The sequence below is a fragment of the Pseudoalteromonas sp. SaAl2 genome, from assembly GCF_052947895.1.
On record NZ_CM129605.1, the window covers coordinates 958,536 to 982,236 of the forward strand.

At 41.5% G+C, this 23,701-nt stretch carries 15 protein-coding genes and 4 pseudogenes; 14 read left to right on the top strand and 5 right to left on the bottom strand.

The annotated features are described in order from the left end of the window. Nucleotides 1-6: 6 nt before the first annotated feature. The 8 genes and pseudogenes from ACU8V8_RS04580 (at nt 7) to lpxA (ending at nt 8,812) form a co-directional block, all read left to right on the top strand. Nucleotides 7-873 carry a phosphatidate cytidylyltransferase gene (locus ACU8V8_RS04580; protein ID WP_446888975.1) on the top strand — a complete coding sequence of 289 codons (867 nt, stop codon included), beginning with the start codon at nt 7-9 and terminating at the stop codon, nt 871-873. Continuing rightward, nucleotides 870-2,075, top strand: a complete 1,206-nt coding sequence (gene ispC / locus ACU8V8_RS04585) for a 1-deoxy-D-xylulose-5-phosphate reductoisomerase (protein ID WP_446888976.1) — start codon at nt 870-872, stop codon at nt 2,073-2,075. The genes ACU8V8_RS04580 and ispC overlap by 4 nt, the downstream gene beginning before the upstream one ends. A gap of 1 nt (nt 2,076) precedes the next feature. Continuing rightward, nucleotides 2,077-3,430 (top strand): annotated as a pseudogene (gene rseP / locus ACU8V8_RS04590) (sigma E protease regulator RseP). A 94-nt stretch (nt 3,431-3,524) separates the two neighbouring features. Further along, entirely contained in the window at nt 3,525-5,996 is a 2,472-nt protein-coding gene (bamA, locus tag ACU8V8_RS04595) for an outer membrane protein assembly factor BamA (RefSeq protein ID WP_290209560.1), read from the top strand. Nucleotides 5,997-6,007: 11 nt separating this feature from the next. After that, the gene (locus ACU8V8_RS04600; RefSeq protein WP_290209558.1) at nt 6,008-6,526 is read left to right on the top strand and encodes an OmpH family outer membrane protein; all 519 of its coding nucleotides are present in this window, start codon (nt 6,008-6,010) and stop codon (nt 6,524-6,526) included. A gap of 9 nt (nt 6,527-6,535) precedes the next feature. Then, nucleotides 6,536-7,576, top strand: a complete 1,041-nt coding sequence (lpxD, locus tag ACU8V8_RS04605; protein ID WP_290209557.1) for a UDP-3-O-(3-hydroxymyristoyl)glucosamine N-acyltransferase — start codon at nt 6,536-6,538, stop codon at nt 7,574-7,576. Between the two features lie 10 nt (nt 7,577-7,586). Further along, nucleotides 7,587-8,039, top strand: coding sequence for a 3-hydroxyacyl-ACP dehydratase FabZ (fabZ, locus tag ACU8V8_RS04610; RefSeq protein ID WP_421959821.1), 453 nt, complete (start codon nt 7,587-7,589; stop codon nt 8,037-8,039). A 2-nt stretch (nt 8,040-8,041) separates the two neighbouring features. Further along, nucleotides 8,042-8,812: an acyl-ACP--UDP-N-acetylglucosamine O-acyltransferase gene (gene lpxA / locus ACU8V8_RS04615; RefSeq protein ID WP_290209555.1), complete on the top strand. Its 771-nt coding sequence runs from the start codon at nt 8,042-8,044 to the stop codon at nt 8,810-8,812. Nucleotides 8,813-8,973: 161 nt separating this feature from the next. Here the strand turns inward: lpxA and cydC are convergent. The 5 genes and pseudogenes from cydC to ACU8V8_RS04640 form a co-directional block, all read right to left on the bottom strand. Beyond that, nucleotides 8,974-10,708, bottom strand: a pseudogene (cydC, locus tag ACU8V8_RS04620) (thiol reductant ABC exporter subunit CydC). Beyond that, nucleotides 10,701-12,463, bottom strand: a pseudogene (gene cydD, locus ACU8V8_RS04625) (thiol reductant ABC exporter subunit CydD). Before cydD ends, cydC begins: the two co-directional pseudogenes overlap by 8 nt. Next, on the bottom strand, nt 12,453-12,605 hold the full coding sequence (gene cydX, locus ACU8V8_RS04630; RefSeq protein WP_290209549.1) for a cytochrome bd-I oxidase subunit CydX: 153 nt from the start codon (nt 12,603-12,605) through the stop codon (nt 12,453-12,455). Before cydX ends, cydD begins: the two are co-directional and overlap by 11 nt. An 11-nt stretch (nt 12,606-12,616) precedes the next feature. Beyond that, nucleotides 12,617-13,756, bottom strand: a complete 1,140-nt coding sequence (gene cydB, locus ACU8V8_RS04635) for a cytochrome d ubiquinol oxidase subunit II (RefSeq protein ID WP_290209548.1) — start codon at nt 13,754-13,756, stop codon at nt 12,617-12,619. Next, nucleotides 13,753-15,339, bottom strand: coding sequence for a cytochrome ubiquinol oxidase subunit I (locus tag ACU8V8_RS04640; RefSeq protein WP_290209547.1), 1,587 nt, complete (start codon nt 15,337-15,339; stop codon nt 13,753-13,755). Before ACU8V8_RS04640 ends, cydB begins: the two co-directional genes overlap by 4 nt. Before the next feature lie 372 nt (nt 15,340-15,711). On the opposite strand from ACU8V8_RS04640, the pseudogene lpxB reads away from it, so the two are divergent. From lpxB to ACU8V8_RS04670, 6 genes and pseudogenes are all read left to right on the top strand, one after another. Further along, a pseudogene (gene lpxB / locus ACU8V8_RS04645) lies at nt 15,712-16,868 on the top strand (lipid-A-disaccharide synthase). Beyond that, nucleotides 16,858-17,454, top strand: coding sequence for a ribonuclease HII (rnhB, locus tag ACU8V8_RS04650; RefSeq protein WP_446888977.1), 597 nt, complete (start codon nt 16,858-16,860; stop codon nt 17,452-17,454). Before lpxB ends, rnhB begins: the two are co-directional and overlap by 11 nt. Beyond that, the gene (dnaE, locus tag ACU8V8_RS04655; protein WP_446888978.1) at nt 17,454-20,945 is read left to right on the top strand and encodes a DNA polymerase III subunit alpha; all 3,492 of its coding nucleotides are present in this window, start codon (nt 17,454-17,456) and stop codon (nt 20,943-20,945) included. The genes rnhB and dnaE overlap by 1 nt, the downstream gene beginning before the upstream one ends. A 16-nt stretch (nt 20,946-20,961) precedes the next feature. Then, complete coding sequence (gene accA / locus ACU8V8_RS04660; RefSeq protein WP_087530680.1) at nt 20,962-21,918, top strand: acetyl-CoA carboxylase carboxyl transferase subunit alpha; 957 nt, start codon at nt 20,962-20,964, stop codon at nt 21,916-21,918. 107 nt (nt 21,919-22,025) lie between these two features. Then, nucleotides 22,026-23,438 carry a tRNA lysidine(34) synthetase TilS gene (gene tilS / locus ACU8V8_RS04665; protein ID WP_446888979.1) on the top strand — a complete coding sequence of 471 codons (1,413 nt, stop codon included), beginning with the start codon at nt 22,026-22,028 and terminating at the stop codon, nt 23,436-23,438. 112 nt (nt 23,439-23,550) lie between these two features. Then, complete coding sequence (locus tag ACU8V8_RS04670) at nt 23,551-23,676, top strand: hypothetical protein (RefSeq protein ID WP_446888980.1); 126 nt, start codon at nt 23,551-23,553, stop codon at nt 23,674-23,676. The last annotated feature ends 25 nt before the right edge of the window (nt 23,677-23,701 follow it).

Here is a 23,701-nt window from a genome sequence, read left to right on the forward strand (position 1 = left end):
AACACTTTGCTAAAACAACGAATTTTAACTTCTTTAGTGCTAGCGCCTTTGGCGCTGTTATTAGTTTTTTATACGCCATTAACTTTATTTAGTTACATCGCCGGTGCCATTGTTTTATTAGGCGCGTGGGAATGGTCCTCATTTATGGGATTGTGCAATAAAGTCAAACGAGTGACATTTGTCGTATTTATAGGTGTATTTTTAGCCCTGCTGAATTGGCATTGGCCAATAGAGTCGCTCTGGGTCGATGGTCAGTTAGTGGGGGATGCAAATTATATATTTACTTTGTCTTTCTCATGGTGGATTGTCGCAACCTACTTAGTATGGCGTTATCCCGCTATGGCTAAAGCATGGAATGATGGTTTAGTGATGCGTGCAATTGCCGGTATATTAACTTTAGTACCATTGTGGCTTGCATTGAATACACTACGAAGCGCTAACTACTTAGAGTCCACGCACTTTGGCTCAATGTTAATTCTTGTAGTACTGGGAATTGTATGGAGTGCTGACATTGGCGCTTACTTTACCGGAAAGAATTTTGGTAAACATAAATTAATGCCCAAGGTCAGCCCCAATAAAACAATCGAAGGGCTCGCAGGTGGTGTTGTCGCAGCGGTCATCTTTGTTTTGGCGTTTTGCCATTTTACTGACGTAGATATGGCTGTATGGCCAATTTACGCTGTGATGACTATTTTTATAGCATTATTTTCGGCGATTGGTGACTTATTAGAAAGCATGTTTAAACGCGAAGCTGGCTTAAAAGACAGTGGTTCATGCTTGCCAGGTCACGGTGGGATTTTAGATAGGCTCGACAGCTTAACCGCCGCCGCACCTATTTTTGTTTTGTGTTATGCGTGGACACTTAGTTTATGAGTTGTAAGCAGCAACTAGTTATACTTGGTGCAACAGGTTCTATTGGTATTAGCACATTAGATGTTGTTGAGCGCAATCAAGATAAGTTTGAAGTATTTGCCCTCACCGCAGGTGCTAATGCTAAATTAATGGCGCAGTTATGTGTTACACATCAGCCTAAATTTGCTGTGATGGCAACAAATGAAGCCGCAGAAGAATTAACTCAACACTTAGTCAGCACAAATTGCAAAACGATTATCCGCAGTGGCTTTGATGCAATGAGTGAGATGAGTGCTCACCCAGATGTTGATGCAGTGATGTCTGCCATCGTTGGTGCCGCTGGGTTAATACCCACGTTGAGTGCGGTGACCGCAGGTAAAAAAGTACTCCTTGCAAACAAAGAATCTTTAGTGATGTCAGGGCAGTTATTTATTGATCAAGTAAAACAGCATAAAGCTACTTTACTGCCAATAGACAGTGAGCATAACGCAATTTTTCAATGCCTACCTAGTGCATTACAAGGCTCACAAAGTAACGCTAAAATAGCACAGCATGGCGTGAGTAAAATTTTACTCACCGGTTCTGGTGGTCCATTTCTCACCCGTGATATAGACAGCTTGGCTTCTGTGACGGTGGCAGAGGCTGTTGCTCATCCAAACTGGTCTATGGGGCAAAAAATTTCTGTTGATTCAGCCACCATGATGAATAAAGGCCTTGAGTTTATAGAAGCCAAATGGCTATTTAATTGTTCGGCACAAGATATTGACGTAGTGATTCACCCACAAAGCATCATACACTCAATGGTACAGTACCAAGATGGCTCTGTACTGGCGCAAATGGGTAATCCTGATATGCGCACCCCAATTGCGCACGCACTGGCATATCCGCAGCGTATTGAGGCTGGTGTTAAGCCATTAGACTTCTCGCAAATTGCAGATTTTACGTTTACCAAACCTGATTTTACCCGTTACCCTAATTTAGCCTTGGCAATTGCAGCGTGCGAAGCAGGGCAAGGGGCAACCACTACAGTCAATGCGGCTAACGAAATTGCAGTTGCTGCTTTTCTAAATGGTGATATCGCTTTTACAGATATATACCGCATTAATGCACAAACACTTGAGGCAACAACCGATGTAAATGTGCATACGCTCGATGAAATCTTAGCGTGTGATCAACTAGCACGCGAACAAGCTGCACAACAAATACGTAAGGTACAACGCTAATATGTTCGATTTTTTCTGGAATCTAGGTTCGTTCATTCTAGCACTCGGTATTTTAGTTACCGTGCATGAATATGGTCACTTTTGGGTGGCGAGAAAAGCGGGCGTAAAAGTACTGCGTTTTTCCATTGGCTTTGGTAAACCATTGTTAAAGTGGCACGACAAACAAGGGACTGAGTATGTAATAGCAGCAATCCCACTTGGCGGCTATGTTAAAATGCTTGATGAGCGTGTTGATGAGGTAGCTGAATCTGAGCGACACCTTTCATTTAATGCCAAGTCTGTTCAGGCACGTATTGCTATCGTTGCAGCCGGGCCTGTGGCAAACTTTATTTTCGCTATTTTTGCTTTAGCCGTCATGTATATGGTCGGTGTGCAATCAATCAAGCCGGTGGTTGGTACTGTTAATGAAGGCAGTCGAGCAGAACTGGCGGGTATTACCGCAAAGCAGCAAATAATCAAAATTGGTGATGACGAAATTGCAACTTGGCAAGATGCGACATTTTCATTAATGGCAAGTTTAGGGGACAGTCGTGTTGCTGTAACTGTGCGTGATGAACAATATCAAGAACAAGTAAAAACCATAAATATTGATGGCTGGAAGTTAGACCAACAAGACGTGCCACCTTTAGCGTCATTGGGTATTGTGCCGTTTAGACCAAATGCAACTTTAGAGGTAGCCGCAATTACTGCAAACTCGGCAGCTGCTGAAGCAGATTTAAGAGTTGGCGATACAATTATTATGGTAGGTGATGAAACAATAAGCAGTTGGCAGCAATTAGTTAATCTTATTCAGCAATCAGCTAACAAATCATTACAATTTAGTGTAAAAAGACAAGATAGTATAAAGCAGTTGGTCGTTACGCCTAAAGCGCGTAATGACACAGACGGACAGCAACAAGGCTTTTTAGGTGTCGCTCCTGTTGTTGAGCAGTGGCCACCGGGATACATAGAGAGTAGACATTATGGCCCACTCGATAGTATTGTGCTGGGCATAACAGAGACATGGCGCTTAATAAGTGTGAGTTTTGACATGATCGGTAACTTAATTACAGGTCAAGTGTCAGTGAAAAATTTAAGTGGTCCAGTTGGTATTGCCGTTGGGGCTGGAACTAGCGTAAGCTATGGTTTTGTTGCCTTTTTAAGCTTTTTTAGCATTAATTAGTGTTAACTTGGGTGTATTTAACTTATTACCCTTACCAGTGCTTGATGGTGGTCACTTAATGTATTACATAGTTGAACTTTTCCGTAAAAAGCCGGTCTCTGAAAAGACACAAGAATTTGGTTTTAAAGTGGGAGCCTTGCTACTCATTTTTCTAACATGTTTCGCTTTGTTCAATGATGTATCCCGTTTATAGAAAATAGCGACGGTTTCGAATTAAAACACGATTGTAAAACACCGTATTAATGGTGTTGAGCGGTAATACAGTTGTAAAGGATAAAGATAATAAAATGGCTATAAAAAAACATTTGGCAGTAACAAGTTTATTAGGGGCAAGCTTTGTAGCCCTAGGCCAAGACTCCTTTATTGTTGACGATTTAAAAGTTGAAGGTTTACAGCGTGTAGCACTTGGTGCTGCGTTGACGCATATCCCTATCAATGTCGGTGATAGTGTAGATGACTATACAATTTCAAAAACTATTAAGTCATTGTATAGCTCTGGTCACTTCGACAATATAAAAGCATTACGTGATGGCAATAATGTTATTTTTAGAGTAACAGAACGCCCGACTATCAGCGCAATAGAATTTGATGGCAATAAAGATATTAAAGACGAGCAATTAAATCAGTCTTTAGAGCAACAAGATATTCGCCAAGGTGAGCCACTTGATAAAACCGTGGTTGATAATATTGAAAAAGGCTTAATTGAGTTCTTTCATAGTATTGGTAAGTACAACGCTAAAATAGATATCAGTATTATTAAATTACCGCGTAACCGAGTAAAACTTAAACTTGAATTTGACGAAGGCGACGCAGCTTCAATTCGTCAAATTAACCTAGTCGGTAATGAGTTGTTCTCGGATGAAGAGTTATTAGCACTGGCCGAATCACAACAAGATTTACCTTGGTGGCAGTTTATGGGTAGCGATCGTTACCAAAAGCAAACCATCGAAGGGGATCTGGAAAATATTCGTAGTTATTATTTAGATCGTGGTTATTTACGCTTTAATATTGACTCAACTCAGGTTTCAGTTAGCCCTGAGCGAGAGTCAGTGTATGTGACGGCTAATATCAGTGAAGGTGTTAAGTATAAGGTTAAAGGTTTTGACTTTATAGGTGACTTACTTGGCCGTGAAGAACTCATAAAAAGTGTTATCCCACTTCGAGCAGGTGAGCTTTATAATGGCTCAGTGGTTACTTCATCTGAAGAGTTTATTAAAAGTTATTTAGCCCGTTTTGGCTATGCAAATGCTGAAGTACGCACCATCCCTGAAATTGATGATGAAAATAAAGAAGTACAACTAACCTTATCAGTTAATCCAGGTAAGCGAGTTTACGTTCGTCGCATCATTGTTGGTGGTAACCAAAATACGGCTGATGAAGTACTGCGCCGTGAAATGACGCAGCTAGAAGGTGCTTGGCTTTCAAACCAAAACCTAGAGCGCTCAAAATTACAAATTCAGCGTTTGCCTTACATGGAAAGTGTTGATTTTAATGTTGTGCCTGTACCAGGAGTTGATGATCAGGTTGATGTTGATTTTACGGTAAAAGAGCAATCAGCGGGTAGCTTCAATGCAGGTCTTGCGTATGGTTCTTATCTGGGTCTGCAATTTAATATTGGGGTTACTGAGTCAAACTTCTTAGGCACGGGTAATCAAATTGGTTTTAATATCAATACTTCGCGTGGTTCAGAGCGTGTAAGTCTATCATATACTGATCCGTACTTTACGCCAGATGGTGTATCGCAAGGTAGTAGCATATTTTATAGCAACTATGACGCCAGTAAATTTAGCTTGATTGACTATAAATCAAAAAGTTATGGCATCGGGACAAATATTGGTTTTCCTATTGATGCGGTAAACCGAGTTAATTTTGGTGTTCGTTGGATCCAAGAAGAGCTTTCAGAGATTGCTGAATACGAACAAACACGTGTTATGCGTGAAACCTTCTTAGATCCTGAAAACCCAGATGCCGGTTTTGACTTTACTAAGTACGAGCTCAGTGTCGGTTGGTCACGTGTCACAGTAAACCGTGGTTTATTCCCAACGGCTGGTTCACGTCAAACGCTTAATTTGACTGGAACGACACCAAACTCAGACTTAACCTACTTTAAGTTAAACTATGATTCGCGTTTTTATTGGCCAATCAGTGATAATCATCGTTGGGTATTCTCAACCCGTGCCGCATTAGGTTACGGTAATGGTTATGGCAACACCAATGGCTATGACCAAACATTGCCGTTCCAAGAATATTTCCGTATCACCGAAATGGAACTACGCGGTTTTGATAGAAATACCATATTACCTCGTGCCATTTCACGTACGCCGCAACTTATTCCTGGCACACCATTGCCAGATGGTACCTTGACTGGCAGTATAGGCGGCGCATCAGAGTTTGATGTACTTACACCACAGGGGCGTATTGGTGGTAATGCTAAAGCCGTTGCGGGTATGGAACTGATTGTTCCTACCCCATTCTTAGATGAAGAGAATACAAGCTCTGTGCGTACCAGCTTCTTTGTTGATGCTGCTAACGTATGGGATACAGAATTTAACGTTGACCGTTATCAAAGTTTAGGACCGGATGAACGCGCAAAACTAGAGGATTATTCTGATCCGCTACGTTTTAGGGTTTCGACCGGTTTATCATTACAGTGGATCTCTCCGATGGGTCCAATGTTGATTAGTTTTGCGTATCCATTGCAACAAGAAGAAGATGACGATACGAAGACCATCAGCTTTAATATTAGTAACACTTTCTAAAGGAGTTTTTTGTGAAAAAATCATTTAAATCATCAGCTATCGCTATTTTAGCAACACTTATGATGGGTACGTCTGCGAGCGCATTTGCTCACAAAGTCGGTATTGTAGACATGCAAGAAATCTACAAACAAATCCCTCAAATGGCGAAAGTAGAACAAACGCTTCAGACTGAATTTGCTGAGCGCCGTCAAGAGTTAGAAAAGCTACAAGGCGACATTCGTTTTGAAGCTGAAAAGTTTAAGCGTGAAGCTACCACGATGAGCCAAGCACAAAAAGATGCGCTACGTGAAAAAGTTGAAGGCATGCAAAAAAGTCTTGCAGAAAAAGGCCGTCCTTTAGAGCAAGAAATAAAAGCACGCCAAAACCAAGAGCTAGCAAAAGTACAAAAGCTAATTATTGATGCAATTCAAGATGTTGCTAAAGCTGGTAAATACGATGAAGTTAAAGTAAAAGACACCACTATTTACTTTAACCCAAAAACGGTTTCTGATTTATCAGATAAAGTTGTTGAAAAAGTAAGTAAGCAATAGAATACAAAGATGCAAAATTATACGCTTTCGCAGATTGCGGAACTTTTAGGCGCCGAACTTGATGGTGACGGCGCTTTAGAAATATCAAAAATTGCTACTCTCGCAAATGCCCGCTCAGGGCATATTGCATTTTTAGCGAATAAGAAATATCGCTCGCAACTAGGTGAAACAAACGCCAGTGCTGTTATTTTATCTGCCGCCGATGCTAAGTATTATCAAGGTAATAAGCTCATTGCTGCGAATCCTTACAATAGCTATGCACGGCTTGCGCAAATAATGGATACTACCCCAGCCTCTGCCGCGCCAGGGATCCACCCCAGTGCAGTTGTTCACCCAGATGCGGATATCGCTAAAACAGCCTCTATTGGGGCTAATGCTGTGATTGAAGCGGGCGCGGTCATTGCAGATAAAGTGCAAGTGGGTGCCAATTGTTTTATTGGCCAAAATGCGAAAGTAGGGCGCAATACTAAGTTTTGGTCAAATGTGTCTGTGTATCATAATGTTGAAATAGGTGAAAATTGTTTATTTCAATCAAGTGCAATCATTGGTAGTGACGGTTTTGGTTACGCGAATGATAAAGGTCAATGGATTAAAATACCGCAATTAGGCGCTGTAATCATCGGTGATAAAGTAGAAATCGGTGCGGGTGTTACAATCGACCGAGGTGCAATAGACGATACAATTATTAACAGTAACGTTATTATAGATGATCAAGTCCACATTGCCCACAACGTGGAAATAGGTTCAGGTACAGCCATTGCTGGGTGTACAGTGATCGCAGGTAGTACTACAATCGGTAAAAATTGTCAGATTGCGGGACTTGTTGGCATAAATGGTCACATTGATATATGTGATGGTGTTATACTTACGGGTATGAGCATGATCACCAAAGCAATTACAGAGCCTGGTATTTATTCATCAGGTATGCCGCACTCTACCAATAAAGAGTGGCGCCGTAATATTGCTCATTTACGTAATTTGCCAGAGATGAAAGGCCGCCTTAAAGCGCTAGAGACTCTGACTAAGTCATTAAACGTTGATAATTTATAAGGATGCTATTTTGGCAAACGAATTAAATAGCCTAGATATACAAGAAATTTTAAGCTTACTTCCGCATCGTTACCCAATGCTGTTGGTTGATCGTGTATTAGATTACACGCCGGGCGAGTCACTTCATGCTATTAAAAATGTGACTTTTAATGAACCGATTTTTACTGGTCATTTCCCTAATCAACCTATTTTTCCGGGCGTACTTATTTTAGAGGCGATGGCACAAGCTACAGGCTTACTTGGTTTCAAAACAGTCGAAAACCGCAGCGAGAATGAACTATACTTATTTGCAGCCATTGATAATGCACGCTTTAAACAGCCTGTTGTCCCTGGAGATACTATGCATTTACATGTACAGTTTTTAAAAGAGCGCCGCAATATATGGAAATTTGCAGCAGAAGCGAAAGTTGATGGTAAGGTAGTATGTACTGCTGAAATCATGTGTGCGAGAAGAGAGCTTTAATTGTGATCCATCCTACAGCGATAATCGAATCAGGTGCAAAACTAGGCGATAACGTCTCCGTTGGCCCTTACAGCTATATTGGTAACGATGTGGTTATTGGTGATAACTGTATTATTGAATCTCATGTTGTTGTTAAAGGGCCATCTACTATTGGCTCTGGCAATCATATTTTTCAATTTGCGTCTGTAGGCGAAGCCTGCCAAGACAAAAAATACAATGATGAACCTACCACACTGATTATTGGCGATAATAATGTCATCCGTGAGTGCGCGACCATTCATCGCGGTACGATACAAGACCAAGGTGTTACTAAGATTGGTAGCAACAATTTGTTTATGGCGTACACTCATGTTGCCCATGATGCTGTGATAGGCGATAACGTTATTTTTGCTAATAATGCCTCTGTTGCTGGCCATGTACATATTGGTGACTGGGTTATCCTTGCAGGTAACTCAGGCATCCATCAGTTTTGCAAAATAGGCGCACATGCATTTGTCGGTATGTACTCAGGCGTAAACAAAGATGTACCGCCGTTTGTTACAACGATTGGCACGCCGGCGGGTCCTGTTGCGATTAATACCGAAGGCATGAAACGCCGTGGTTTTGAAAGTGATGAAGTCATGGCGACACGTCGTGCTTATAAAACACTTTATCGTAAGAGCCTAGGTGTTGAGGACGCGATTGCAGCACTGAGTGAAGATGCTGCTAAATATCCTGCGGTACAGCTTATGGTTGATTTTGTAAAGAATTCAGAGCGCGGGATTATTCGATAATCTTAGTGTTTTTTAAAAGCCACCGCTTAGCAATAATCGGTGGCTTTTTTGTATTTATTTTTTAGCGGTAGTTTAGCCACAATTATTCGGCGTACTTAGTCAAATAGCAAACCTAAACGATGGACTGATTAGAGGTAATAAAATAACCCCCGTCCAGTAAACTAAAAACGGGTTACTAAGGATATATAATCTGGTTCAGTTTCTAGTAATAACTGGTGAGAATTCACGGCTCTGACTTCGCCATTTTCAAGCCATATTACTTGGTCCATGGTGCTCAAAAGTTGCGGATCATGGGTAATAGTAATAATGGTTTTTTCCGCCATAACATTCATAACAGTATCTATCACGGCATGTTTAGTTTGGTTATCTAAGCTTTCGGTTGGTTCATCAAGAACAACAATTGCGCTGTTTCGAAGTAATGCTTGTGCAATAGCTATTCGTCGTGCTTGGCCTTGCGAAACTGTACGCCCAGCTGTGCCTAAACGTGTTTTCAAACCATCAGGTAATTGTGCTAGCCATGAACCCAGTTGAGCTTGTTCACAGACTCGTATTAATGCTTCATCGCTCGCTGTTGGCATTGCATACCTTAGATTCTGTGCTAATGTTCCATCAAATATATGGTGCTGTTGTGCAACGATAGTAAGTAGTTCGAACCGATTGTCAGTTGATAGCTGGTTAATATTGATTGGGCCTTGTTCACTAAGTAGTTCTATTTGACCACGTTGTATCGGCCACAAACCACTTAGTAGGTTTATTAACGTACTTTTACCGCTGCCACTTGGGCCAACTAATGCAATCTTTTGTTTTGCTTTAATGGTTATATTTACTTTACTTAACGCTACCCTAGTTGTGTTATAGCTATAATCAATGTTAGTAAAATTAATACCAAGAGGCTGTTTTTTTACATTTACAGTCGGTTTATCGGAGTCATTACTAAGTTTATCTTCAAGCTCAAAAATACGTGCGGCAGCACTGAGGGCGTTGGGTAATTGGATAAAGGCATTAGGCAGGTTCAGTACAGTTTCGAAGCTAGCTAATACAAATAAGCTCATCATTGCTAACTCTACGTTCGCTATCTCATTGCTGCTTACTAGCGGCACTAATATAATAATACTGCCCAGCATAGTCAGTTGGGTGATTAATAATGTAAAACCATCGCTATTGGCCAGTGCGCCGTGGCGCTTTTGAATATGTCGATTATAGAGCTCACTGGCTTTATCACATTGATTGCGTTGTTGAGCTGATGCTTGATATAGTGCAAGTTCACGTGCGCCTTTTAAAGAGTCAGATAATTGTGCGCGCAATAATGCTGATTGCACGCGTTCTTGTGCTGCTGTTTTATTAAATTCATGCCCTAAAAAGGCAGGAACAACAACGCCGACAATCATTAAAGATGTAAAGCATAAGAGTGCCACATTAGGATTATAGGCACTCATAAACAGCATGATCACAGGAATACTGATCAAGGCAACGATGATTGGCAATAACACATTTAAGTAAAATGTATCCAACGCATCTACATCATCTTGCATTCGACTTACTAAATCAGCACTGCGGCTCATGGCTAAGTCTACATTACTGAGTTTACTTAACGTTGCAAATACACTCACTCGTATTTCACTCAATAACAAAAATGTCGCATTATGAGTAATTAATCGCTCGCCATAACGCGATGCGGTTCTAACAATAGCTAAAAACCGAATTACGCCTGCTGGAGTAAAGTAATTCATATGCACAGATGCAATGCCTGCTGCGGCCATAGCGGCTAAAAAACCAGCCGGATATTGCCAGTAAGCCCACATTTGCAAGTACCGTAAGAGTAGATAGAAACGCACCGAGTAGAAGCATTCCAAGGTGAGGCTTACATAACTTTAGTAAGCGAATAAAATTAGTCATGTTGCGCACCTGCACGGGCTAGCTGCCACAGCTTTCCATGTTGCTGATAAAGTTGCTGGTAATTACCTTGTTCAATTATTTTACCTTGCTCTAAAACATAAATGTTATCTGCATTTGTAATTGTATTTAAGCGGTGCGCAATAACCAACACCAAATGCTCTTTAGCGTAGTCAACAATTGCCGAGTTGATCAGTTTTTCAGTTTGGCTATCGAGGTGGGCACTGGGTTCGTCTAGCATGAGGATAGGCGCGTTTTTTAAAAAGGCGCGTGCTAGCGCAATGCGTTGCTTTTGCCCACCCGATAATCCTTCACCGTGTTCACCCAGAAGTGTATCAAACCCTTGAGGTAGCGTTTGTATAAACTCAAGCGCACCGGCTTTTATAGCCGCTTGCTCTAATTGTGCTTGGGTAGCATCGGCTTTACCAAGGCGTAAGTTTTCTGCAACACTCATATAAAACAGGGTAGGCTGTTGGGGGATCCAAGCTATATGTTGTTGCCAGCTTTGGCTGTCCAGTTTACATAAGGGAGTATCATTAATGATTATTTGGCTATTAGCTTGCTGATGAAAACCCAATAGACAGTCAAATAATGTACTTTTACCCGCGCCGCTGTCGCCTATAAAAGCCACTAAGCCTTTGACAGGAAAAGCTAGGTTTATATTACTTAAGCCTTCTTTGCTTTGCGGGTAATAAAAGCTGAGCTGTTTTGTACTTATACTTTGTATAGGTAATGATAGCTTTGTTTGTTGCGCTGGCGGTAATTCTTCATCTGCATTAATAATATCAATCATATCAGCGGCAGCGCTAATGCCCTCTAAGCGAGCATGATAATGAGTGCCCATCTGGCGAAGAGGTAAATAAAATTCAGGGGCTAGTAGTAACACAACAAAGCCTGTGGCAAAGTCTAGGGTGCCAAAAAACAATCTAAAGCCGATGATCACCGCGACTAATGCGACACTTATGGTGGCAAAAAATTCTAAGGCGAATGCTGATAAAAACGCGACTTTTAACACACTCATGGTTGAAGTACGAAAATCATCAGAAATTTTGGCTATATTGGATAGCTCACGCTGGGTGGCATTAAAGAGCTTTAATTGGGTTAAGCCATTTAATCTATCGAAAAAGTAATTGCCCAATACAGAAAGTTGTTGCCAACGTTGTTGATTGATCTCTTCAGCTTTATGGCCAACTAAAATCATGAAAAAAGGGATCAGTGGAGCTGTAAATAAAAAAGATAAGCCCGGCTTTGTAATCAGTAGGAAATATAATAACTAAAATAGCTAAGGGTATTAATGCACTGTAAGCGACGCTGGGTAAGTAATTAGCATAATATTGATGTAGAGCCTCAACACCATTGTGTAAGGTATTCAACGTAGCGCCGTGCCCTTTCTGCTCACTATAAATCGGCCCAAGACGATTTAGCTTTGCCAGTAAGGTTTTACGCATGGCGGTTTTTATTTTCTGTGCCGCATAATGACTAATTCGCTCGCTGAGCGCTAAAAAGAGAGCACGTAGTAAAATTAATCCGGCCAGAGGCCATAGTAGGTAGGTGATATCATCTAGTTGTTTATCTGCAAACATGACTAAATGGACAGCATTAGCGATTAAGTAGCATGAGGCTATCATTAGCAACGCGTTTAATGTTCCAAGTAAAATACTGATTTTTAAAAGGCGTGAGCCGCTGTGACTATATTGCTTTAAAAAAAGCGCGCAGCTTAATTTGCTGCGCGCGATCAGGACGGGATTTAGTTGTCATTTTGGCGTTTTAGTCTTTCATGCAACTCAAGTTCATCATCAGCAATACTGTCTTTGTGTTGCTGAAACTCATACCACATAACATTAATAACGCCTAAAGTGCAAGCAAGTAGAACGCCTAGTATCCATGCGAAATACCACATAATTTATCTCCTTAGTAGCTACCATGAGTGTTATTTTCAATTTCATCTTTAGTGACTTTCCGCCACATTTTCACATAACACCAAGTTGTGTAAATTAATATAATTGGCACAAAAATTATTGCCGCAATGAACATGACATTAAGCGTCATATGACTTGATACCGCATCCCACATGGTCAAACTAATATTGGGGTTATTACTTGATGGCATTACGAATGGGAACATAGCAGTCCCCGCAGTCATAATAACGCCAACTAACATCAAGCTAGTTGAGGCTAAGCCTAAAGCAGGTTTATTTATTACTGAGAAAATAACTGCCATAGTTGCCATAACAAATGCCAGTGCTGGGAATATCATGGTTAATGGCACTTTCGAGTAATTATCAAGCCAAGCACCTGAACTTGTCGTGACAACTTTAGCTAATGGGTTGGCATAACTTTGAGTATCACTCATTGATACAACTTGATAACCATCCATATTTGCAACCCAGAAGCCAGCAGCGGCAAATAATATAATAAATAATATTAGTGCGTAACGGCCAAACTGAGCAGAGCGCTGAGCAACTTCAGCATCTGTTCTAAGTTGTAGCCACATACCAGCATGTCCCACAAGCATGGCGACACTTATTACACCTGCAACAAGAGCAAAGGGATTAAGTAAGCCAAAGAACGAGCCTTGGTATGTTATACGCATAAAGTTATCAATATTAAAAGGTACACCTTGTAGTACATTACCAAAGGCAACACCAAATACTAATGCCGGAACAATGCTGCCAACTAGGAGTGCCCAATCCCAATTATTACGCCACTTTGCAGATTCAAGTTTAGAGCGATAATCAAATGCGAGCGGGCGTAAAAACAGTGCAAAGAGTACGAGCATCATCGCAAAGTAAAAGCCAGAGAATGCCGCAGCGTATACCATCGGCCAAGCAGCAAACAAAGCACCGCCGGCGGTAATAAACCACACTTGATTACCATCCCAGTGAGCACCAATGGTATTGATCACAGTACGACGTTCTATATCTGTTTTACCAACCAAGCGTAATAAAATTGCTACCCCCATGTCCATACCATCAGTGATAGCAAAGCCAATGAGTAACACACCAATTAACAGCCACCAAATGAACTTTAAGGTTTCGTAATCAAAAATCATGATTGTGCTCCTTGGTTTAATTGTTTATCGGCTTTTTCAAGTTCAAAGTGGTATTTACCTGTATGCAGAGAGCTTGGACCTTGCTTAACAAATTTTAGCATCAACCAGCCTTCTATAACTGCTAGAATAATGTAGAAAATAACAAAGCCAGTAATGCTCAATAATAAGTCATTGACGGTCAGTGACGAGGTCGCTAAGAATGTTGGCAGTACCTCTGATATTGCCCAAGGCTGACGGCCATATTCGGCAACAATCCAACCAAACTCAATGGCTACCCATGGCAGTGGAATACTCCATAATGCAGCTTTGAGTAGCCAACGTTTTTGTTCAATAACACGATGAGCGTTGTAGTAAAATGATAGGGCGAATACAACCAGCATTATCACGCCGCAACCAACCATGATCCTGAACGACCAAAACATAGGCCCAACCCGTGGGAAAGAATCTTTAACCGCTTTTTGAATTTGTTCTTCGGTTGCATCAACTACATTAGGGGTATAACGCTTTAATAATAAGCCATAACCAAGGTCATCTTTTAGAGTATCAAACTTTGCAATATTGGCTGGGGTATTATCGCCGTTTCTCAGCTTTTCGAGGTATTCATATGCAATCATACCGTTACGAATTCGTACTTCATGCTTTTTCTCTAAGTCACTAATCCCTGTAACTTCCTCATCAAGCGAGCGCGTTGCTATTAAGCCTAATGCGTAAGGAATTTTAACCGCAGCATGAGTAACTTGCTCATCTGAGTCAGGAATACCGATAGCGGTAAATGCAGCCGGAGCTTCTTCGGTGTGCCACTCAGCTTCAATAGTAGCGAGTTTAACTTTTTGTACTTCGCCTACTTCGTAGCCTGATTCATCGCCGAGTAAAATAACACATAATATGGAGGCTAAGCCAAAGCCTGATGCAACAGAAAATGAGCGTTTTGCAAAGGCTAAATCACGGCCTTTTAAGATGTACCAGCTACTAATACCCAACACAAACATGGATGCAGCTACATAACCTGCAGATACGGTATGAATAAACTTAACTTGTGCCACAGGGTTGAAAACGAGTTCAGCAAAACTAGTCATTTCCATGCGCATAGTTTGATAGTTAAATTCAGCGCCCACAGGGTTTTGCATCCAACCATTTGCTATCAGTATCCACAGTGCAGATAAGTTAGTACCAATGGCCATCAGGAATGTTGCACCTAAATGCTGGCGTTTGCTTAAGCGCTGCCAACCTAAAAAGAACATACCAACAAAGGTTGATTCTAAAAAGAAAGCCATTAAGCCTTCAATCGCCAAAGGAGCACCAAACACATCACCGACATAGTGAGAGTAATAAGACCAGTTGGTACCAAATTCAAATTCCATAGTTAAACCTGTGGCAACACCTACGGCAAAATTAATGCCGAAAAGCTTACCCCAGAACTTAGTCATATCGCGGTATATCTCGCGACCTGTCATTACATAGACAGATTCCATGATCACCAAAATCCAAGTCATGCCGAGGGTTAACGGTACGAAAAGAAAGTGAAACAGGGCGGTGATTGCAAATTGCAATCGCGATAGATCCACAAAGGCTTCATCTATCATTATTAAGCTCCTTAAGTTTGACGGTTAGCTTCAGCATGTTTCAGAAATTACTGAAAGTTCGTTAATGTTAATCTTATATTAAGTTTAGTCAACTAAAAAATAGTATAAAGAACACTAAGAGTAGTTCCTTTTTATTTATATTAGATAATTCTAATGTAATACTAGTAATAAAAGCAAAAGTATTCAATTGTTTAATTTTTTTTATTGTTTTCTCCACTTTTGTACCTAATATTTGTCGAAGGCTGAGCAGAACCGACGTGGATGGTATTTTTATAATTAAAGTATTTATTAACTCTATGACATTTATCCTATTGGCAAAACACGTTAAACTGACAGAAATAAATGCAACGCTAATTGCGAATAAAATAATCAATGAACAATCAAACTAAACCGTTACGTATCGCCATAGTGGTGGGTGAGTTATCAGGTGATATATTAGGTGAGGGCTTAATAAAAGCGCTGAAAAAACGTTATCCTAATGCCTTATTTGAAGGCATAGCTGGGCCTAAAATGCAAGCCCAGGGCTGTAGTAGCCTTTTGATATGGAAGAGCTGGCTGTGATGGGGCTGGTTGAAGTGTTAGGTCGTTTACCTCGATTATTAAAAATTCGTAAGCAGCTAGTGCAGCACTTTATTGATAACCCACCCGATGTTTACATTGGCATAGATGCGCCTGACTTTAACTTACGTATCGAAAAGCCATTAAAAGATGCGGGTATTAAAACAATTCAATATGTGAGTCCCTCGGTTTGGGCGTGGCGTGAAAAACGTATTTATAAAATAAGTGCCGCTACTAACTTGGTACTTGCTTTACTACCCTTTGAAAAAGCCTTTTACGATAAACATAATGTACCTTGTACATTTGTCGGGCATACATTGGCGGATGACATTGCCCTTGAACATGATGATAGTGCGGCGCGGTCGCAGCTTGGCCTAAACCAAGATGATAAAGTATTAGCGCTGTTACCTGGCAGTCGTGGCTCGGAGGTTGGGTTATTAAGTGAGACTTACATAAAAACAGCCGCTGGCTTACAGGCGAAAAACCCGAATTTAAAAATAGTGGTGCCCCTCGTTAATGACAAGCGTAAAGCACAATTTAGTGAAATTTTAGCAGCCACAGCACCCAATTTAAAAATACAACTGTTGGATGGACAATCTGACATTGCCATGCAAGCAGCAGATGCTATTTTAATCGCATCAGGTACTGCCACCTTAGAGGGTATGCTGTATAAAAAACCAATGGTTGTGGGCTATAAAATAAAAGCAATGAGCTACTGGATTTTCAAAAGCTTATTTACTTTTAATATTAAGTATTTTTCATTACCTAACTTATTAGCCGATGAAGAGTTAGTTCCTGAGTTTATGCAAAAAGACTGTAACGTGGACAACCTTACGAATGCCCTTGAGCCTATGCTTAATAGCGATAACCGCGAATTAAAAGCCCGATTTTTAGCAATTCATCAGCAAATACGTTTAAATGCCAGTGAGCAAGCAGCGGCAGCAGTAGCGGAGTTATTAAATGCAAATTGAACGACCAAACCTAACCTTTATTGCTGGTGTTGATGAAGTCGGCCGTGGGCCGCTTGTTGGTGACGTGGTTACTGCTGCGGTCATACTTGACCCTACAAACCCGATTATAGGTCTTGCAGATTCAAAAAAATTGACTGATAAAAAACGTCAAGCATTGGCAATTGAGATTAAAGAAAAAGCACTGTGTTGGTCAATTGGCCGGTGTAGTCCAACAGAAATTGATAAGCTAAATATTTTACACGCCACTATGTTGGCAATGACACGTGCTGTAGAAGGCTTATCTACGACTCCAGAGTTTGTATTTGTTGACGGTAATCGAGTGCCTTCTTTAACAATGCCAGCACAAGCCGTTGTTAAAGGTGATAGCTTAGTGGCAGAAATTTCAGCAGCCTCTATTTTAGCGAAAGTTGCTCGTGACGATGAAATGATTGAACTAGATAAACGTTATCCGCAATACGGTTTTGCTGGTCATAAAGGTTACCCGACGAAAGCGCATTTTGCAGCCCTTGAGCAATACGGCGCAATTGCTGAACACCGTAAAAGTTTTAAACCAGTACAACGTGTACTGGCGATACAGGAGCAATAATGGCAGCTCCTGATTTTGTACATTTACGGGTTCACTCTGACTTTTCGATGGTTGATGGTTTGGCTAAAACCAAACCGATAGTTGCCAAAGCACAAGAACTACAATTACCTGCCTTAGCAATTACCGATCAAATGAACTTATGTGGTTTAGTACGCTTTTACGATACAGCCCATAATGCTGGTATTAAGCCTATTGTTGGCGCAGATTTTTGGCTACACAGTCCAGAGTTCCCTGAAGGGCCGTGTCGGCTGGTTATTTTAGCCAAAGACAATACTGGCTATAAAAACCTCACCTTATTGATTTCAAAAGCATATCAACGCGGGCATTTATTTCATCGTCCGGTGATTGACCGACAGTGGCTGGTGGAGCATAAAGAAGGCTTAATTTTACTCTCTGGCGCAAAAGATGGTGATTTAGGTAAGGCACTGTTAAAAGGTAACGCGGGTATTATTGAATCTGTAGTTAGCTTTTATAAACAGCATTTTAGCGACCATTACTATATTGAGCTTATTCGCAGTTCACGTGCCCAAGAAGAAGAGTATCTACATTTAGCGGTTGAATTGGCAAGCGTTGAGCAGTTGCCCGTGGTTGCCACCAACGAAGTGGTGTTTTTAAAACCCGAGAACTTTGAAGCGCATGAAATTCGCGTTGCCATTTTTGATGGTTACACGCTTGATGACAAACGCCGTCCAAAACGTTTTTCACAAGAGCAGTACTTAAAAACGCCAGAGCAAATGGCTGAGTTGTTTAGCGATATTCCCGAAGCACTACAAAACAGCGTCGAAATAGCCAAGCGTTGTAATGTAACGGTACAGCTTGGCACTTACTTTTTGCCTGATTACCCAACTGGCTCGCTAAAAATTGAAGACTTCCTAGTTAAAGTCTCAGAAGATGGCCTTGAAGAGCGGTTGCAGTTTTTATTCCCTGATGAACAAGAGCGCAAAGAAAAACGCGGTGAATATGACGAGCGACTAAAAATAGAACTTGGTGTAATCAACCAAATGGGTTTCCCTGGTTACTTCTTGATCGTAATGGAATTCATCCAATGGAGTAAAGATAACAATATTCCAGTGGGGCCTGGGCGTGGTTCTGGTGCGGGCTCATTGGTGGCTTATGCTCTTAAAATTACCGATCTTGATCCGCTTGAGTTTGACTTACTTTTCGAACGTTTCTTGAACCCTGAACGTATCTCAATGCCGGATTTCGACGTCGACTTCTGCATGGATAGGCGTGATGAAGTAATCGACCATGTATCAGCGCTGTATGGGCGTGACGCGGTATCGCAAATCATCACCTTCGGTACCATGGCGGCTAAAGCAGTTATTCGTGACGTTGGTCGTGTGCTTGGGCACCCTTATGGTTTTGTTGACCGTATTTCAAAATTGATACCTGGCGATCCGGGGATGACTTTAGCAAAAGCTTTTGACGTTGAACCGCGCTTGCAAGAAGCTTACGATGGCGACTCTGAAGTTAAAGACTTAATTGATATGTGCCGCATCCTTGAGGGGTGTACACGTAATGCCGGTAAGCACGCGGGTGGTGTTGTTATATCACCCACCACTATCACTGACTTTGCAGCCCTTTATTGTGATGATGAAGGTAAATTCCCGGTTACTCAGTTTGACAAAAATGACGTTGAAACAGCAGGTCTGGTTAAATTCGACTTCTTGGGTCTTCGCACGCTGACAATCTTGCAGTGGGCAATTGATATGACCAACGAGCGCCTAGAGCGTGAAGGCAAAAAGCCTGTTGATATCAACGCAATTCCACTGGATGATAAAAAGAGTATAGAGCTATTATTACGCGCTGAAACAACCGCGGTATTCCAGCTCGAGTCACGAGGTATGAAAGATCTGATCAGGCGTCTTAAACCTGACTGCTTTGAAGATATGATAGCCTTGGTGGCCTTGTTTAGACCCGGCCCACTGCAATCGGGCATGGTAGATAACTTTATCGACCGTAAATTGGGCCGAGAAGAAATCTCTTACCCCGACGCTCAATATCAGCACGAAAGCTTACAGCCTATTCTTGAGCCTACTTACGGCATCATCTTGTATCAAGAGCAGGTAATGCAAATCGCGCAGGTTTTAGCGGGCTACACGCTAGGTGGTGCAGATATGCTGCGTCGTGCAATGGGTAAGAAAAAGCCAGAAGAAATGGCAAAGCAGCGTTCAACCTTTGAAGATGGTGCCAGAAACAACGGCATTGACGGCGAACTTGCAATTAAAATCTTCGACTTGGTAGAGAAATTCGCTGGTTACGGTTTTAACAAATCTCACTCCGCAGCTTACGCATTAGTCTCGTATCAAACCTTGTGGATGAAAACGCACTTTCCGGCCGAGTTTATGGCTGCGGTAATGTCGGCCGATATGGATAACACCGATAAAATCGTTACCTTGGTTGATGAATGTGAAAACATGAAACTGACCTTGTTGCCGCCAGATGTTAACGCCGGTGCCTATAAATTTACAGTAAACCTCAAAGGTGAGATTGTTTATGGTATTGGGGCTATCAAAGGAGTGGGTGAAGCGCCTGTTGATGCAATTTTGGAAGCGCGCAATGAAGGTGGCCCGTTTAAAGACTTATTTGATTTTTGCGCCCGGGTGGATTTAAAGCGTTTAAATAAGCGAGTTACAGAAAAACTCATTTACGCCGGTGCACTTGACCAACTTGGCCCTGATAAAACTCAACCAGGACGTGCCACGTTATTAGCGAGCCTGAAAGATGCGATGCGCGCCGCTGATCAACACAATAAAGCCGAGTCATTAGGACAGACTGATTTATTTGGTTTACTTGCCACAGAGCCTGATGAGGTTGAGCAAGCCTTTATAAAAGCTACACCATTGACAGATAACCAGTGGTTAGACGGTGAAAAAGAAACACTAGGTCTTTATTTAACCGGTCACCCGATAAATCAATACCGTAGAGAGCTTAAGCATTACACTACAGGACGTTTAGTCGATTTACAGCCAACTAATCGTGATGTGCAATCTACCGCTGCAGGGCTTGTCATTGCAGCTCGTACACTAATAAATAAGAAGGGAAATCGTTGGGGGCTTATAACTTTAGATGACAAGAGTGCCCGTATTGATGTACGCTTATTCCCAGAACAGTTTGAAATGTACCAAGATATGCTGCAAATCAACAATATCTTGGTAATATCTGGACAGGTCAGCTTTGATAACTTCTCCGGTGGCATTACAATGACCGCCAGAGACATATGCACCATAGCGCAAGCGCGAGAAAAACGCATAAAAGCGATTAAAATGACGCTAAATATGGTGCAAATCGAGGCGAACTTCTTCGATAATTTACAAAAAGTACTCGAACCTTATAAGTTCGGTACATGTCCGATTAGGGTTTTCTATCAACGTCCAGATGCGTTGGCTGAGTTAACCTTAGGTACAGAATGGTGTGTTACGCCTAGTGATGACTTAATTCATAAGCTTTCACTGATGGCTGCACAAGATGTAGAACTAGAATTTAACTAATTAGGTAGTTTAGAGCATGAGCCTCAATTATCTTGATTTTGAGCTTCCAATCGCAGAATTAGAAGCAAAAATTGAAGAGTTACAAAATATAAGCCGCGCTGGCGAATTAGACCTTGAGTTAGAAGAGGAAGTCAGCCGATTAAAAGAAAAAAGTGCCCAACAAAAAGAGGAAATATTCTCGAAATTAGGCGCTTGGCAGGTTTCTCAGTTAGCCCGTCATCCGTTGCGTCCTTATACTCGAGATTATATCGAGCGCATTTTTACGGAGTTTGACGAGTTAGCTGGTGATCGTACTTTTGCAAATGATCCGGCTATTTTAGGTGGCGTAGCACGTTTTGAAGGTCAACCAGTAATGGTGATCGGTCAACAAAAAGGACGTGATACAGCTGAAAAAATTAAACGCAACTTTGGTATGCCAAAGCCTGAAGGTTACCGTAAAGCATTACGCCTAATGGAAATGGCTGAACGTTTTAAAATGCCAATTATGACCTTCATCGATACACCGGGTGCATACCCAGGTGTTGGCGCAGAAGAGCGTGGCCAATCTGAAGCTATCGCACGTAACTTAAAAGTAATGGCAGCACTCAAAGTGCCAACTATTTGTACAGTTATTGGTGAAGGTGGTTCAGGTGGTGCACTGGCAATTGGTGTTGGCGATCGTGTTAACATGTTGCAATACAGCACTTACTCAGTAATTTCGCCAGAAGGGTGCGCATCAATCCTTTGGAAAAGCGCTGATAAAGCCCCGCTAGCTGCAGAAGCTATGGGTGTTACCGCTGCGCGCGTTAAAGAGCTTGATTTGATCAACAATCTAGTCGAAGAGCCTTTAGGTGGTGCACATCGTAACTACGATGCAATGGCTAGAAACCTGAAAAATCAGCTTAAACGTGACCTTGCAGATCTTCAAGCGCTGTCGCTTGATGAAATGCTTGATCAACGTTACAAACGATTAATGTCATTTGGTTATTGCTAAAAAATAGCTAGAATGCAGAAAAAAGCCGCTTTAGCGGCTTTTTTGTTTTAAAATGTTTGTAAGCTAGGAGCTAGGAGCTATTCATTAACTATTTTGCGGTTTAATTCATGCATTCAACGCCTTTGTATCTACAAGTTAAAAACGCCGTAATGCCGTTTGTCGATGAGAATCAAACGTCATTTACAATCGCGCTCTCAGGTGGGGTGGATTCCGTGGTGTTATTACATGTGATGAATGAAATGAAACGTGAAATACCAGCGCTGCAACTGAGTGCTGTTTACGTTAATCATGGATTGAGTGATTATGCTGATGACTGGCAACGGTTTTGTGCTAATTTATGCCGACTATTAAATGTCGCATTTACAGCTGCGCAAGTAACTATCGAGCAACGTTCGCGCACCAGTTTAGAAGAGCAGGCTCGTAATGCGCGGTATTTAGCATTAGATAAACATAGCGCTAAGGGCAGTGTTATTTTACTGGGCCAGCATTTAAATGATCAGCTAGAAACGTTTTTACTTCGCCTTAAGCGTGGTTCAGGCTTAAAGGGGTTATCATCAATGCGGCAAACACGAACGCTTAATAGCGCCCGTGTGTGTTTTAGACCTTTACTGAATACCACTCGCACAGAAATCGAATCGTTTGCTCAACGCTTTTCGTTGGCTCATATTACTGATGATTCAAATAGCGATGAGCGATTTGACCGTAACTTTATCCGGCAAAAAGTGGTGTCGGTTTTATCAGGTAAATTTACCGGTTTTGAAAAAAGCGCTTCACGCAGTATTAGGTTACTGCAACAGCAGCAGGATTTACTTCACGAATATACCTTGCAAGATTTAGCTCAATGCCAAAATGAAACTCAAGGCTTAAGCTGTGGCGAGCTTGCAATGTACAGTGCTGCACGCCAAGCAAATGTATTACGCTGTTGGCTTGAGCAGTTTACTGCCTTAATGCCATCGCAAAAGCAAACTGAGCAAATCTTAGAGCAAGGGATTAATGCACAGGCTGACGCACAGTTAAAAATACAATTAAAAGACGGAGACATCCGTCGTCATCAAGGTTTTTTGTATTTTGTAAAACACAAAGCACAAGCGCCAGTTATTGTCACTGCGCAATCAAATGACACCTTCATTCTTAATAACGGCGCTCATATCAGCGCAGTGCAAGGCAAGGGTATAAGACCCCCTCAAGCCGACGAGCATGTAACAGTGAGATTTGATTATCCTCAGGCAAAAATAAAACCTTTGAATAAACCCGGCCGCAATACTGTAAAGCATTGGTTTAAAGATGCAAAAGTAGCTCCTTGGTTACGAGCCAGTGTGCCACTTATTTTCTATAACGACGAGTTAGTTCAAGTCGTCGGTTACTTCATCAGTGCAAATCATGTTAGCGATGAAGGAATTTTTTTGGGAGTACCATACATGAACCAACAGCCTCATGTCGGCTTATCACTTGTTAATAAAGCACCGCTTGGCTTGTTAGTAACAACATTGATTGCAATAGCAGCAGGTTTTTTTATTTGAAATCGACTTACTAACCTTACTCTATGCGTTTATAGGCGGTTTAGCCTGTGGAATTATTTTAATCGCTTATTGGCTGGGTAAAGGGGGAATTTATTTTATAACTGGGGTGAGTGTGCCTTTATTATTGGTGGTTATGATGCCGCTTGCCACCATGGCAGCGTTACTTTATTTAGTGAGTGGGTTCTTTTTTGGTTTTTGCTTAGCATTACTCGGTTATAAGCTAATAAGTAAACGTTAAGCGCCTTGGGGGCTAGGCGCTACCT

Excerpts from the sequence above, each read along its gene's own strand:
- ACU8V8_RS04640 (WP_290209547.1), bottom strand. The coding sequence starts at position 15,339 with ATGATAGATGAAGCCTTTGTGGATCTATCGCGATTGCAATTTGCAATC.
- ispC (WP_446888976.1), top strand. The coding sequence starts at position 870 with ATGAGTTGTAAGCAGCAACTAGTTATACTTGGTGCAACAGGTTCTATT.
- rnhB (WP_446888977.1), top strand. The coding sequence starts at position 16,858 with ATGCAAATTGAACGACCAAACCTAACCTTTATTGCTGGTGTTGATGAA.
- bamA (WP_290209560.1), top strand. The coding sequence starts at position 3,525 with ATGGCTATAAAAAAACATTTGGCAGTAACAAGTTTATTAGGGGCAAGC.
- dnaE (WP_446888978.1), top strand. The coding sequence starts at position 17,454 with ATGGCAGCTCCTGATTTTGTACATTTACGGGTTCACTCTGACTTTTCG.
- lpxD (WP_290209557.1), top strand. The coding sequence starts at position 6,536 with ATGCAAAATTATACGCTTTCGCAGATTGCGGAACTTTTAGGCGCCGAA.
- cydX (WP_290209549.1), bottom strand. The coding sequence starts at position 12,605 with ATGTGGTATTTCGCATGGATACTAGGCGTTCTACTTGCTTGCACTTTA.
- accA (WP_087530680.1), top strand. The coding sequence starts at position 20,962 with ATGAGCCTCAATTATCTTGATTTTGAGCTTCCAATCGCAGAATTAGAA.
- cydB (WP_290209548.1), bottom strand. The coding sequence starts at position 13,756 with ATGATTTTTGATTACGAAACCTTAAAGTTCATTTGGTGGCTGTTAATT.
- tilS (WP_446888979.1), top strand. The coding sequence starts at position 22,026 with ATGCATTCAACGCCTTTGTATCTACAAGTTAAAAACGCCGTAATGCCG.